Below are 12,321 nucleotides of genomic sequence, written 5' to 3' on the forward strand. Positions count from 1 at the left end.
CGTTTCCCGGGCCGCATCCTGGCGGGTTCTGAGGTCCTGGCAAGCGGCTCAGGCGCTCCGCCTAGCTGTCCAGCGCGCCCTGCCGGTCGCCCATGATGTGCTTGTAGACCGCGAGAGCCATGCCGCGGACGTTGCGCGAGGCGGTGGTCAGCGCCGCCTCGCCCACCAGCGTGGCGCCGCGCGCGGCCATGTCGTCCAGCTCGTCGGCCAGTTCCGTGAGCTTCTGGTAGACGGCGATGTCGGACGTCTCGACCATGGCGCCATCCTTTATCCCGCCCGGCAGGCCGCGCAAAGCCGCGGGCCGGGCCGGTTCAGCCCTCGCTAACCACGAAATTTCACCTTGAATTGAGGGGGCAGGGCCTAGAGCCGGCAGCAGCAATTCTAACGGGACCTTCCGCCTGTGCTTTCGATCGCCCCTTTCCGGATGATGCGGCTGGCCTGCGCCGTGATCGTGCTGGTCTGCGCGATCGTGCTGGTTTCGCCGCTGTCGATCCGCAACGTGGTGCTGCCCGAGGACCTGACGGTCGACGCGCTCACCTTCTACGGCGTGACCGCCGGCGCCTACGGCCTGCTGCCCTTCGTGCGCCGCGCCGACATCGCCATCGTGGCCATGTGGGTGGTGCTCGGCGTGGGCATCGCCCCCTGTTTCCTCGGCCAGGAGATCTCGGCTTCGCACATGTTCGCCGACATGGCGGGCGTGCTGCTGGCCGCCGCCCCGGTCTTCATCGCCCGCTTCCGCCAGGTGATGCAGGGCGACGTGCGCCTCTACCGCCGCCGCGAGGACGAGGCGGCCGGGTTCCTGCCCGCCCATCCCGGCGAAGCCCGGGACCCGGATGGAATGACTCCGGCCCAGGTCCTATAGGCTCGGAGCCGATCCAGGCCGCCGCCCGGCCTTGAGATCTGCGTCCCGGCCGTCGCCGGGCTCAGCGGCGCCTGGGATCACTTCAGCGCCTGCAGCCAGTTGACCACCGCCGCCTCGAGCGCGATGCGCTTGCCGCTCCAGCTATGATCGGTGGCCTGGTGGATCGCGGTCACGCGGACATCGCCGCGCTTTTTCAGGTCGGCCACCAGGGCGTCGCTCATCGGCGCCAGGCCGTCGTCCGAGGTCAGGACCAGCAGCGGCATCCTGGCCAGGCCCGGGGCGGCCTGGGCGAAGCCGGTGTCGCGGAAGGTCGCCATCTCCTGGGCCATGCTCTCCGGCGTGACCCCGGCCAGGGTCTCCATGTTGTCGCGCGCCATGGACAGCCGCGCCGCCGGCGGCGCTGCGGCCAGGCGGCCCATGTCGGCCGCCGAGATCATCACCGCGCCGGCCAGGCCGGGATCGCCGCCGGCGGTCATGGCGGTCACCCAGCCGCCCATGGAGTGGCCGGCGATCACCAGCTTGCCGGTGTCGACCTGCAGCTTGGCGGCGTTGGCGGGCGCACGAACATAGGCCAGCACCGCCTTGGCGTCGGCCAGGTTGCCGCGGAAGCTGTAGGTCCCCGGGCTGCCCCAGGAGCCGCGGTAGTTGAAGGTCACGCAGTTCCAGCCGGCCCGGCGGATCGCCTGGGCGAGGTCCAGGTTCTTCTCGTTGCCCGGCAGGCCGTGCAGTAGGACCACCGTCGGATGCGGCCCTGCGCCGCCGGCCAGGTAGGCGACGCCGTTGATCTCCACCCCGCCGCTCGGGATGTGCAGCACCTCCATGCGCGGGGGATTGGCCTTGTCGGCGGGCGGATCGGTGAAGATCGCCGCGGGGATGGCGGGATGCGCCGCCGCCTTGGCCTCGGCCCATTGCGGCGCGACGGCCAGCATCAACAGGCTCGCCGCCAACAGGATCCTACGCTTCATCTCGCCCTCCGATTTACGACGTACACAAAACCACGGCCCAGCCGCCTCGGGAACCCTCCGCCCCAATTCCGGCTGGCCCGCCGGTCCCTAGATCTCCAGCCGGTAGACCTTGGTCGCCGTGCCGGAGAACAGGGCGGCCTTCTCCTCGGCGCTCGCCCCCTTGGCGATGCGCTTGAAGGCGTTCCACAGGGTCGGGTAGTCGCAGGCGCCCATGTCGACGGGGAAGTTGCTCTCGAACATGCAGCGGTCCGCCCCGAAGGCCTCGATGCAGGTCTCCACATAGGGCGCCCATTCGGCGGCCAGTTGCGCCGACGGCGCCCGGGGCTCGGCCAGGAACGAGGGGAAGTTGCAAAAGGCCATGGCCAGGCCGCCCAGCTTCACCACGACCTTGGGCGACTTGGCGAGTTCGCGGATGTTGTCGCGCCAGATCCCGAACCGCTCCGGAAGGCGCCCCTCATAGGCGCCGCGCCCAAGCGGCGTGCCCACATGGTCGAGGACGATCGTGGTGTCGGGGAAGGCGCGCGCCAGGTCGATGACGTCCGGCAACTGCGGCTCCAGCAGCCAGGCGTCGAAGGACAGGCCCATGGGGGCCAGGCGCTTAAACCCCGCGCGGAATTGGTCCGACAGATAGAGCCCCGCCTCGACCCGGTTCAGCGGCCCCAGCACCGCCTTGTCCGCATCGAAGGACGCCGAGTTGCGGATGCCGCGGAAGCGGTCGCCGCCGGCCCGCACATGGGCCTCCAGCACCGGCGCCACCGCGTCGCCCAGCAACAGGTCCGCCTTGGAGACGATGCCGGCGCAGGCGCGGAAGTCGCCATAGGTCCCGCTGGCGCTCATCGCCGCCACGCCGTTGACGAACTCGGTCTCGCCGATCCCCCGCAGCTCGGCGGGGCCGTCGGCCTTGTACATGGCCCCGCACTCCACGAAGACCGTGGCGCGGACATTGTGCCCGGATTGGGTGTCGGCGATCAGCTCGTCCAGCAGGTAGCGGCGGGCCTCGGCGATGGCGGTGACGAAGGGATGCTCCGGCCCGGCCGGCGCCCCGGACGCCGCCGGCGGCGCGTAGTTGCGGCGGTCCCACAGGTGGTGGTGCGGATCCACGATCGGCAGATCGGGCTCCAGGATCTCTTCGGCCATGCAGTCGCTCCCGCCTCTGAGTTCAGAGTGCGGGCGGCACTAAGCCCATCGTCCCGCCGCTCCGCAAGACGGGTCTAGCTTTCGGCGGGCAGGGCGTAGGCCTTGAGGCTGCTGGGCAGGCGCATGGCGGCGCGGGTGGCGTCACGGAACGTCTGGAAGCGGGCCGCCGCCTGGGCGCTGAGCGCCCATTCGGCGCGTCCGGTGTCCCGGACAAGGTACTCCATGCCGTTCTGGCTGGTACGCGCGACAACTGCGGCAAGGGCCATCTCGTGTCTCCGGCGTTGATGGAGCCGACTGTTACGTTACGGCTCAACGCTGCGGAGAGTTTCAAAACCCGTGCCGGGCTTCAGTGCGAGGCGAACACCTTCAGCACCAGGCCCAGCACCGCCATGCCGATGAAGGCCCACATGGCGATGGAGAACCCCACGGCCGCCAGCAGGCCGAGGATTCGGCTCGACCGCTTCGCAGGCGGCCGGTCCTCGCTCTCGCCTTGAGGTGGTTCCATCCTCGCCCCGTCCACGCCACCTCACCCTGCCGGTTCTCGTCCGCGCTGACTCACGCCGCCGACAGTTCCGGCTAAGGGGCCACGTCCGCGCCTGCGGCGCAAGGGCTACGGTGGCGTAGCGTCCACGGAGGATTCGGCCCGTTCAGGGCGCCTTGGGCGGAGCGATCGCGGTCAGCTCGACGTCGAAGATCAGGGTGGCGTCGGGCGGGATGCCGCGCTTCTGGATCGCCTGGGCCTGCGGTCCGGAGGTCGCCTGCGCGAACGGCCGCCCCGGGCCATAGGCCAGATAGGGCGGCATGGTGATCCGCCAATGGTCGCCCACCCGCATCAGTTGCAAGGCCGCGCTCATGCCGGGGATCACCCCGTTCACCGCGAAGGTCGAGGTCCCGGCCCCCTCGCCGGGCGAAGTCGAGAACACCTCGCCGTTCTCCAGCCGGCCGACGTAGCGCATGATCACGCTGTCGGCCCGCGTCGGATGGGCGCCGCCGGCCGGGCCCGAGGCCAGCACCTGGTAGCTGAGGCCCGGCAGGGTCACCGTCCTGCCCGCGGCCGGGCCCTGGGCCGCGGCGGCGTGGGCGTGGGCGAGGCCGAGGCCGGCGGCCAGGGTCAGGGCGAGGGCGGAAAGGGGTCGGCGCATGGGCCGACTATAGGCGGTTCGCGGACCATCTCCACAGCCGCGCCGGACTGGACTACCGTCAGCCAGGTTGAGTCCGCGCCAGGACGGGCCCGGACGGCCAAAGGGAGGCTCGAAGGACATGAAACTCAAGACGCTCGGCCTGGCGTTCGTCGCCACGGCGTTCATGGCGGGCACGGCGCTGGCGCAGTCCGGCACCATGCAGCCCATTCCGAACCCGCCAGAAAAGCACAAGACCGTGCATCACAAGAAGAAGGCCAAGGCCGCGGCCTCGAACGACGCGGCGAAGCCCGCCGACGCCGCCAAGCCCGCGGACAAGCCGAAGAAGTAGCGCTGATCGCCCTCCTCCCCGGCTCGCGCGAGGAGGAGGGCGGCTCGGCGTCCGAGCTCTAGGCGAGACCCGCCGGCTGCAGCGCGCGGCGGCGCGAGCGCATCAGGCCGCCGGCTCCGCCGAAGCCCAGCATCATCAGGGCCCAGGAGGCCGGTTCCGGCACGGCCGCGGTCGGCAGGGCGAAGGACAGCGTGCCGGCGTAGGAGCCGTTGCCGCCGCTCGTGCCGCTGACCACGACCTGCTGCGGCCCGCTGGTCACCGGAACCCCGACCAGGGAGCGGAACTCGACCTGGCCCGTGGACCCGACGTTCAGGGCCTGGCCGTCGAAGGTCACCGAGGTGAAGTCGATATTGTTCATCTGGTCGGTGGTGAAGTTCGACGAAATGGTGATGCCGGCGACACCGGTCGGCATGCTGAAGTTGAAGGTGTCGGTGAACGCGCCACCCGCGATCGCCGTATTGCCGAACATGCCGGTGAACGAGCCGTCAGGCGCGGTCGCAGCGAAACTGATCGATTGGGCGGCGGAGGCGTGGGTGGCGGCGGCGGCAAGCAAGACAGCCGCGACTGCGGCGGCGAAGGGGGAGGATTTCATGCTGCATCCCTAGGGGGAAGGATTTCCCGCGCGCAAAACTGTCGGTTGCAGAGCGCGGTTCCAGCATTCGGTATGTTTCTTGTGGTCGAGCCGTTGTTTTTCGCGCGGCGGCTGCGGGAACGCCACAGCGCGCGCCCGCAGCCGGCTAGGCGGGCTCTTCCGGCGCCGGCGCCTCGTCCGCGGGGTCCAGTTGGCTTTCCTTCAGCGCCACCAGCTCCGCCTCGGGATCGGCGGGCTTGGCCAGGGCTTCGGCCTCGCCGTCGACGCGGTTGACCACATTGGGCATGTCGCGGCGCAGCTCCTCCAGAAGCTCGATCATCTTGGCAGCCTTCTGCTCGGACAGCAGGGCCAGCTCCAGGGTCAGTTGCTCGCGCAGTTCGCTGAGCTGGTCGCTCCGCCGCTGGGTGATCAGGATGAACACCGTCATGAACAGGGCCACGCCCGTCGCCAGGCCCTGCAAGGCGGAGAACGGCGGGGGATCGAACGTTCGGCCGCGGGTGACCAGCAGGGCGAGGTTCAGCGCCAGCCAGGCCGCCAGGAAGGCCACCAGCATGGCGGCGAACCGCGGACGGCCGAAGAACCGCGTCAGCCGATCGACGGTGCGCTGCCAGGGCGTGGCCCCGCGGTGATGCTCCAGATGGAGCCGCGCGATGGCCTGCAGCGTCTGTTCGATGTGCGCGGGCATCAGCGGGTCGTCGCCCGCGAAGGTCGCGTCGTTCAAGTTCGTCATGCGCCTACAACGCCCGAGCCGGGCGTTTCACCCCGCGAGATGCGCCGGGCTACTTCTGCTTGGCGGCCGCGTCGGCGGCGGCGTCGGCCTTGCGGCCGGCCTTGGCCGCGGCGGCGGAGGTTTCGGCGGCGGCGCTGTTCACGGCGGCGGAGGTGTTGACCGCGGCGTCATGCGCGGCCGAGGCGGTGGCGTCGCCGGCCCGGTCCGCGGCGACGGCGGCGTGGTCGCCCGCCGCGGCGGCGTCGTTTTGGGTCTTCTGCGAGCAGGCGCCCAGCGCCAGGCAGGTGAGGGCGGCAGTCGCGGCAAGGGTCAGGCGCATGGGAGTCTCCGTGCGGCGCCCCGGAGCGGGAAGCCTGGCTGACCCAACGCGACAACAGCGTTCTGGCTCCGCAAGGGGGCCCCGGGGGGCCTCTCGCCCCCCGGGGATCAGGACCCCGGCGCGACCTTCTCAACGACCGTGTTCAGGGCCTGGCGCTGCTCGGGCGTGCAGTGAGACTCCTCGCAGGTGCGTTCGACCGCTGTCTTCACCGCGCTGGACGTCATCCGCTTGATGAGCGGCGCCTGGCGCAGCAGCAGCTCTTCGGAAATGGCCGGCATCTTGGCGCGGATCGACTGGGCGCTCGGGCTCCGCGTATAGGCCAGCAGGTCTTGCAACTCCGGCACGGTCAGGTGTTCGGCATAGACCGTCGCGAGGTCGTCGATCATGGCGGAGGCGGCTTTCAGTTCCTCCTCCTCCATGTGGTTCATCAAGGCGTTCGCCATGGCCGCGCCCTGCGGCGAGGCGGCGGTGGCCGGCATCATGCTCTGGGTCAGCTTGGCGATCGAGCCGAACATGCTCTTCAAGCGCGCCTGCAACGCCTCGGCGCCGCCGTTGGCCTGCATGATCTCGCGGGCGAGCTGCAGGCGGTGCGGATCGGGGGCGGGCTGCGCCGGCGGCGGCTGGGCCATCGCCGTGGAAGCGGCGGCCAACAGGGCCACGGCCACAACCCCAATTCGCATGCGCTTCATGGTTCACCCCTTGGTCGCGGGCGCGAGGCTATGCGATTTCGAGCGTCGAGGCCATTCCCGCAAATCCCCCACCATCCCCAGAATCCAGGTGACGCCTGCCGTCGGCCATCCCTAGGCTGGGCCGATGGACGACGCTGAAAAGGCCGCCGCGGCCCTGGAGACCTTGCGCCGGGCCGAGGACGCCGTCCTCGCAGCGTCGCCCCTGCGCGGCATGGAGGCGTGGGTGACCTCCGGGCGCTTTCCGGACGCCGCGGCCATCCGCGGGTTCGGCTTCCGGGAGGACAGCCAGGATCGGCCGCAGGACATGCGCCGCGCCCGCGGCGCCTTCACCCGCCGCTGGGGGTTCTCGATCCCCTGCGCCGAGGCGGTGGCGGGCCTCGTGCGGCTGTCGCCCCTGGTCGAGGTGGGCGCGGGGACCGGCTACTGGTCCTGCGCCGTGAAGGCGGCCGGCGGGGACGTGGTGGCGACCGACCTGCATCCGGCCGGCGGGTCCCAGTACGCCTTCGGCCCCGCGCGGTGGACGCAGATCGAGCCCCTGGGCGCCGTCGAGGCGGTGCGCGCCTATCCGGACCGCAACGTCTTCTGCTCCTGGCCCTCGGAGAAGGAGGGCTGGATGGCCGAGGCCGCGCGCGCCATGCGGCCCGGCCGCTGCCTGGCCCTGATCGGCTACGACCGCGGCGGCGTCACCGGCGACGAGGCCCTGTTCGACCTGCTGGACGAGGGCTTCGAGCCCGCCGGCCAGTTCGCCATCCCCCAGTTCCCCGGCAAGCGCGACCGGCTGACGGTGCACCGCCGACGGTAGGGCGACGCGCCGCTGACTCTTGATCCATCGGCGGGATCGGCCAGTCCTTGGCAGGCGTGCGAGGCGGGGACGGCGGCATCCACGCCGGATAGCGTGTTGGACTTGAAGTCGGAACAAAAAGCGAACATCCTTCTCCCCTCGCGGGAGAAGGTGTCAGCGAAGCTGACGGATGAGGGGGACTCGGATGTCGGAACCACGGCCCCGCGACGCCACCACCAACCACGCCCGCGCCCTGCGCCGCCGCGCCACCCTCGCCGAACGCACCCTCTGGAAGCTGCTCCGCCACCGCCGCCTCACCGGCCTGAAGTTCCGCCGCCAGGTCCCGCTCGGCCCCTATGTCCTCGATTTCGTCTGCTTCCCGCATCGCCTGATAGTCGAGGCCGACGGCCCGTTCCACGATCCGGCCCACGACGCCCTCCGCGACCAGGGCTTGGCCCGCGCCGGCTTCCGCACCCTGCGCTTCAGCGTCCGCGAAATCCTCGGCCGCGACGAACGTGTCATCACCCGCATCCTGGCCGCCACCGAACCCCCTTCTCCCCTCGCGGGAGAAGGTGTCAGGCGAATGCCTGACGGATGAGGGGGACTTCGGGGAGGGCGCCAACCTCCCCCTCATCCGTCACCCTTCGGGCGACACCTTCTCCCGCGAGGGGAGAAGGGACGGGGAGGCCCGCTCCTCCCCTGCGAAGCGGGAGAGGTGTCAGCGTAGCTGACAGAGGGGGCGCGCGCCGCGCCGGGGCGAAGGCTTCGCCCTCGTCCTTGACGAAGCCCGGCGCCAGAGCGGCAATCTGGCGGAGGTTTTGAGGAGAGGTCTAGCTGCACAGAAAAAACCCCGCCAACGTCACCGCCGGCGGGGCTTCCCCTAACTCACAACCAGCTCAAGCCGCGCCAAGCGCGGCCCGGCCTCAGTACCCCTGGATCCGCGCGTACCGGTCCCGGTGGAACGCCTGGTTGCCGAACGCCGCTTCCGCCGCCCGGGCGCGCTTCAGGTAGAAGCCTGCGTCGTGGGCGTCGGTCATGCCGATGCCGCCGTGCATCTGGACCATCTCGTTGGAGACCAGGTGGAAGGTGTCGCCCATCTTGGCCTTGGCCAGGCTGACCAGCTCGGGCGTGTCGGGGCTGTCGGCGTCGATGGCGGCCAGCGCGGCTTCCACCGCCGAGCGCGACAGTTCCAGGTCGGTGAACATCTTGGCCGCGCGGTGCTGCAGGGCCTGGAAGGAGCCGATCACCTGGCCGAACTGCACGCGGACCTTCAGGTAGTCGAGGGTGGTCTCGAAGGCCTGGACGGCGCTTCCCAGCATCTCGGCGGCGATCCCGGCGCGGGCGCGGTCGAGGACCTTTTCCACCAGCGCGGCGCCGCCGGTCAGCGGCTCGGCCGGCGCGTCCTTGAACTCGATGTTGGCGGCCCCGCGGGAGTCGGCGAGCGCCAGGCGGTGGCGGCTGACGCCCGGGCCGGCGGCCTTGACGAGGTAGAGGCCGATGCCGTCGGCGCCCTTGGCCGAGACGATCAGCACGTCGGCGGCCATGCCCTCGAGCACGAAGGTCTTCTTGCCGGTGATCTTGCCGCCCTTGAATTCCGTGGCGACCTTTTCCGGGTTGTGGTGCGGGCCCTCGTCGATGGCGAGCGCGCCGACCGCCGCGCCCTCGGCGATCTTCGGCAGCCACTCCGACTTCTGCGCGTCCGACCCGCCCAGCACCAGGGCCGAGGCCGCGGCCAGGCCCGAGGCCAGCAGCGGCGAGGCGGTGAGCGTGCGGCCCAGCTCTTCCAGGATCAGGCCCAGGCTCAGGTAGCCGAAGTTCGAGCCGCCGTACTCCTCCGGGATGATCACCCCGGCCCAGCCCATCTCGGCCATCTCGTTCCAGGCGGCGACGTCATAGCCCAGCTCGGCGCCGGAATCGCGCATCTTGCGGAAGGCGGTGACGGGGCTCTTTTCCTGCACCCAGCTCTTGGCTGCGTCGCGCAGCATGCTCTGTTCTTCGCTCAGAACGGCCATGTTGTTGGTCCTCGTGAAATGCTTGTTGGTTTCGAAATTCCGTGCGCCGGCAGCGGCTCATCACTTGCTCTGCGTCAGGTCCGGCAGGCCCAGGATGCGCTTGCTGACGATGTTCGACTGCACCTCCTGGCTGCCGCCGAAGATCGTGAAGGCCTTGCCGAACAGCCAGCCGCGCACGGCGCCCAGCTCCTCGGCGGTGAAGTCCTCGCCCTCCCAGCCCAGGCCCTGGTGCCCCATGATCTCCAGCGTCATCTCGTGACGCTCCTGGATCAGCTGGGTGCCGGCGTTCTTCATGATCGAGGTGGCGCTGGAGGGCCCGGCGTTGCCCTTGGCCTCCATCATCGCCCGGACCGCCGTCTGCTGGAAGGCGCGGAAGTTGATGGCGTTGGCCACGAGGCGGGTGCGCAGGTCCGCGTCGGCGATGCGGCCCTGCTCGTCCACGCCGACATATTCCTTGGCCAGGTCCTCCAGCGACCGGCCGCCCGAGCCCAGGCCGCCGCCGGCGCCGGTGAGGCCCGAGCGCTCATGCTGCAGCAGGCGCTTGGCGATGGTCCAGCCGCCGTTCAGCGGCCCGACCAGGTCCTTCTTCTCGGCCCGCGCATCGGTGAAGAAGGTCTCGCAGAACGGCGAGGAGCCGGCGATCAGCGGGATCGGCCGCACCTCGACCCCCGGCTGGTGCATGGTGAAGAGCACGAAGGAGATGCCCTCGTGCTTCTTGGTGCTGTCCGTGCGCACCAGGCAGAAGCACCAGTCGGCGTATTGCGCGCCGCTGGTCCAGATTTTTTGGCCATTGATTTCAAAGTGATCGCCCTTGTCGACCGCCTTGGTCTGCAGGGACGCGAGGTCCGATCCGGCGCCCGGCTCGGAGAAGCCCTGGCACCAGGCGATCTCGCCCCTGACGATGGGCGGGATGTGCTCCTGCTTCTGCGCCTCCGTGCCGTACTCCAGCAGGGTCGGGCCGAACATCATCACGCCCATGCCGCCGATCGGGTTATAGGCCCCGGCGCGGTTCAATTCCTGTTGGACAACCCGCGCTTCCGCCGGCGAAAGACCCCCGCCGCCGTAGGCCGCCGGCCAGGTGGGAACGCCCCAGCCCTTGTCGCCCATCGCCTTGCGCCAGGCCTCCTGGTCCGCCGAGGGCGTCGCGCGCTCCTCGCGGATCATCGGGTTCGGCTTGCCCTTCAGCGAGGCGGGGAAATTGGCCTCGATCCAGGCCCGCGCCTCCGCGCGAAAGGCCTCAAGGTCCGTACCGCCAAAATCAGCCATTCAAATTCGCTCCATCCCTTATCCGCGGGTAACTTATCAACGATCTCTACGCGCTCACCACCGCCGCGTGGAGTCCCTCCAAAACCTCACCCGCAACGCGGGGGAGGGGGACCACGAAGTGGTGGAGGGGGCGCTGCCGACGCGCGGCCCCAACGCCCCCTCCGTCACCTTCGGCGACACCTCCCCCGCACGCTGCCGCTACGGGGGAGGAACCGAGGGTTCGGCTCGCCTCTCTTTCAGCCGTTCTGCGTCGTGTCCGGCAAACCCAAGATGCGCTTGGAGACGATGTTCGACTGGATCTCCTGGCTGCCGCCGAAGATCGTGGTGGCCTTGCCGGACAGCCAGCCGCGCACTGCCTGGATCTCGTCGTCGGAGAAGTCGTCGCCGCTCCAGCCCAGGCCCTGGTGGCCGAGGATCTCCAGCGTCAGCTCGGCCTTCTCCTGGCCGATCCAGGTGCCCGAATTCTTCATCACCGAGGTGGTGGCCGACGGGTTGACGTTGCCCTTCGCCTCGGCCGCGGCGCGGGCCATGGTGAGCGCGTGGGCCTTGGCGTCGATCTGGTGCTTGGCGATGCGGGTGCGCAGGTCCGGGTCGGCGATGCGGCCCCTGTCGTCGACGCCGACGTATTTCTTGGCCAACTCGTCCACCGGCAGGCCGGCCATCATCCGGCTGCCGCCCTGGCCGGAGCGCTCGTGCTGCAGCAGGCGCTTGCCCACCGTCCAGCCGCCGTTCAGCGGCCCGACCATGTCGTCCTTCTCGGCGCGGGCATCGGTGAAGAAGGTCTCGCAGAAGGGCGAGTTGCCGGCGATCAGCTTGATCGGGCGCGTTTCCACGCCGGGCTGATGCATATTGATCAGCACGAAGGAGATGCCCTCGTGCTTCTTCGAGGTGTCGGTGCGGACCAGGCAGAAGCACCAGTCGGCCCATTGCGCGCCGCTGGTCCAGATCTTCTGGCCGTTGATTTTCCAGTGGTCCCCGGCGTCTTCGCACTTGGTCTGAAGACTGGCGAGGTCGGACCCGGCGCCGGGCTCGGAATAGCCCTGGCACCAGCGCAGCTCGCCGCGCACGATCGGCGGGATGTGGCGGCGCTTCTGGGCCTCGGTGCCGTATTCCAGCAGCGTCGGGCCGAACATCGAGGTGCCCATCCCGGCCACCGGGTTCTCCGCCCCGATCCGCGCCATCTCCTGCAAAAGGACGCGCGCCTGGGCGCCGGTGAGCCCGCCGCCGCCGTACTCGGTCGGCCAGGTCGGCGCGCCCCAGCCCTTGTCGGCCATCCGCTGCTTCCAGAGGAGCGCGTCGCCGGTCGGCTTTTCGCCGCCGGGGATCATCGCGGTCTGGGCGTGGGCGAGCGACTTGGGGAAGTTGGCTTCGAGCCATTCACGCGCTTCGGCGCGGAAGGCGTCCAGTTCGGAACCGCCGAAATCGGCCATCTGCAATTCTCCCTAAATATCTAGTCTTTTCATTATCTTAAGGTTTAGCCTAACACGAAAATGCAACG

At 69.9% G+C, this 12,321-nt stretch carries 17 protein-coding genes; 4 read left to right on the plus strand and 13 right to left on the minus strand.

Features of this window, described 5'->3' with window-relative positions; translation table 11 throughout:
• Positions 1–61: 61 nt before the first annotated feature.
• Positions 62–256: a hypothetical protein gene (locus VNW53_RS07310; RefSeq protein WP_325554613.1), complete on the minus strand. Its 195-nt coding sequence runs from the start codon at positions 254–256 to the stop codon at positions 62–64.
• A 144-nt stretch (positions 257–400) separates the two neighbouring features.
• Here VNW53_RS07310 and VNW53_RS07315 point away from each other — a divergent pair, with 144 nt between their 5' ends.
• A complete protein-coding gene (locus tag VNW53_RS07315; protein WP_325554614.1) occupies positions 401–862 on the plus strand; it encodes a hypothetical protein in 462 nt (153 codons plus the stop codon).
• 77 nt (positions 863–939) lie between these two features.
• Here VNW53_RS07315 and VNW53_RS07320 read toward each other — a convergent pair whose 3' ends face one another.
• From VNW53_RS07320 to VNW53_RS07340, 5 genes are all read right to left on the minus strand, one after another.
• Positions 940–1,827 (minus strand): alpha/beta hydrolase family protein, encoded by an 888-nt coding sequence (locus tag VNW53_RS07320; RefSeq protein WP_325554616.1) that lies wholly within the window; start codon positions 1,825–1,827, stop codon positions 940–942.
• Between the two features lie 87 nt (positions 1,828–1,914).
• Positions 1,915–2,964, minus strand: a complete 1,050-nt coding sequence (locus VNW53_RS07325; protein ID WP_325554617.1) for an amidohydrolase family protein — start codon at positions 2,962–2,964, stop codon at positions 1,915–1,917.
• 74 nt (positions 2,965–3,038) lie between these two features.
• A complete protein-coding gene (locus VNW53_RS07330; protein ID WP_325554619.1) occupies positions 3,039–3,230 on the minus strand; it encodes a hypothetical protein in 192 nt (63 codons plus the stop codon).
• Between the two features lie 80 nt (positions 3,231–3,310).
• Positions 3,311–3,469, minus strand: a complete 159-nt coding sequence (locus VNW53_RS07335; protein WP_325554621.1) for a hypothetical protein — start codon at positions 3,467–3,469, stop codon at positions 3,311–3,313.
• Between the two features lie 142 nt (positions 3,470–3,611).
• Complete coding sequence (locus VNW53_RS07340) at positions 3,612–4,106, minus strand: FKBP-type peptidyl-prolyl cis-trans isomerase (RefSeq protein WP_325554623.1); 495 nt, start codon at positions 4,104–4,106, stop codon at positions 3,612–3,614.
• Between the two features lie 118 nt (positions 4,107–4,224).
• Here VNW53_RS07340 and VNW53_RS07345 point away from each other — a divergent pair, with 118 nt between their 5' ends.
• The gene (locus tag VNW53_RS07345) at positions 4,225–4,434 is read left to right on the plus strand and encodes a hypothetical protein (RefSeq protein ID WP_325554625.1); all 210 of its coding nucleotides are present in this window, start codon (positions 4,225–4,227) and stop codon (positions 4,432–4,434) included.
• 58 nt (positions 4,435–4,492) lie between these two features.
• On the opposite strand, the gene VNW53_RS07350 is transcribed toward VNW53_RS07345, so the two are convergent.
• The 4 genes from VNW53_RS07350 to VNW53_RS07365 all read right to left on the minus strand — a co-directional run bounded on the left by VNW53_RS07350 (position 4,493) and on the right by VNW53_RS07365 (position 6,764).
• Entirely contained in the window at positions 4,493–5,026 is a 534-nt protein-coding gene (locus VNW53_RS07350; protein WP_325554627.1) for an FxDxF family PEP-CTERM protein, read from the minus strand.
• Between the two features lie 145 nt (positions 5,027–5,171).
• Positions 5,172–5,756 carry a DUF1003 domain-containing protein gene (locus tag VNW53_RS07355; protein WP_325554629.1) on the minus strand — a complete coding sequence of 195 codons (585 nt, stop codon included), beginning with the start codon at positions 5,754–5,756 and terminating at the stop codon, positions 5,172–5,174.
• Between the two features lie 49 nt (positions 5,757–5,805).
• On the minus strand, positions 5,806–6,075 hold the full coding sequence (locus tag VNW53_RS07360; RefSeq protein ID WP_325554631.1) for a hypothetical protein: 270 nt from the start codon (positions 6,073–6,075) through the stop codon (positions 5,806–5,808).
• Positions 6,076–6,182: 107 nt separating this feature from the next.
• Positions 6,183–6,764, minus strand: a complete 582-nt coding sequence (locus VNW53_RS07365; RefSeq protein ID WP_325554633.1) for a DUF2059 domain-containing protein — start codon at positions 6,762–6,764, stop codon at positions 6,183–6,185.
• A 124-nt stretch (positions 6,765–6,888) separates the two neighbouring features.
• Here VNW53_RS07365 and VNW53_RS07370 point away from each other — a divergent pair, with 124 nt between their 5' ends.
• Together VNW53_RS07370 and VNW53_RS07375 are read left to right on the plus strand one after the other, a co-directional pair.
• Positions 6,889–7,566 carry a hypothetical protein gene (locus VNW53_RS07370; protein ID WP_325554634.1) on the plus strand — a complete coding sequence of 226 codons (678 nt, stop codon included), beginning with the start codon at positions 6,889–6,891 and terminating at the stop codon, positions 7,564–7,566.
• A gap of 184 nt (positions 7,567–7,750) precedes the next feature.
• Positions 7,751–8,143, plus strand: a complete 393-nt coding sequence (locus tag VNW53_RS07375) for an endonuclease domain-containing protein (RefSeq protein WP_325554635.1) — start codon at positions 7,751–7,753, stop codon at positions 8,141–8,143.
• A 325-nt stretch (positions 8,144–8,468) separates the two neighbouring features.
• Here VNW53_RS07375 and VNW53_RS07380 read toward each other — a convergent pair whose 3' ends face one another.
• From VNW53_RS07380 to VNW53_RS07390, 3 genes are all read right to left on the minus strand, one after another.
• Complete coding sequence (locus VNW53_RS07380) at positions 8,469–9,557, minus strand: acyl-CoA dehydrogenase family protein (RefSeq protein WP_325554637.1); 1,089 nt, start codon at positions 9,555–9,557, stop codon at positions 8,469–8,471.
• Between the two features lie 60 nt (positions 9,558–9,617).
• On the minus strand, positions 9,618–10,823 hold the full coding sequence (locus VNW53_RS07385; protein WP_325554638.1) for an acyl-CoA dehydrogenase family protein: 1,206 nt from the start codon (positions 10,821–10,823) through the stop codon (positions 9,618–9,620).
• 236 nt (positions 10,824–11,059) lie between these two features.
• Entirely contained in the window at positions 11,060–12,253 is a 1,194-nt protein-coding gene (locus VNW53_RS07390) for an acyl-CoA dehydrogenase family protein (RefSeq protein ID WP_325554639.1), read from the minus strand.
• Positions 12,254–12,321 lie beyond the last annotated feature (68 nt).

This window comes from Phenylobacterium sp. (assembly GCF_035569475.1).
Classification (GTDB): domain Bacteria; phylum Pseudomonadota; class Alphaproteobacteria; order Caulobacterales; family Caulobacteraceae; genus Phenylobacterium.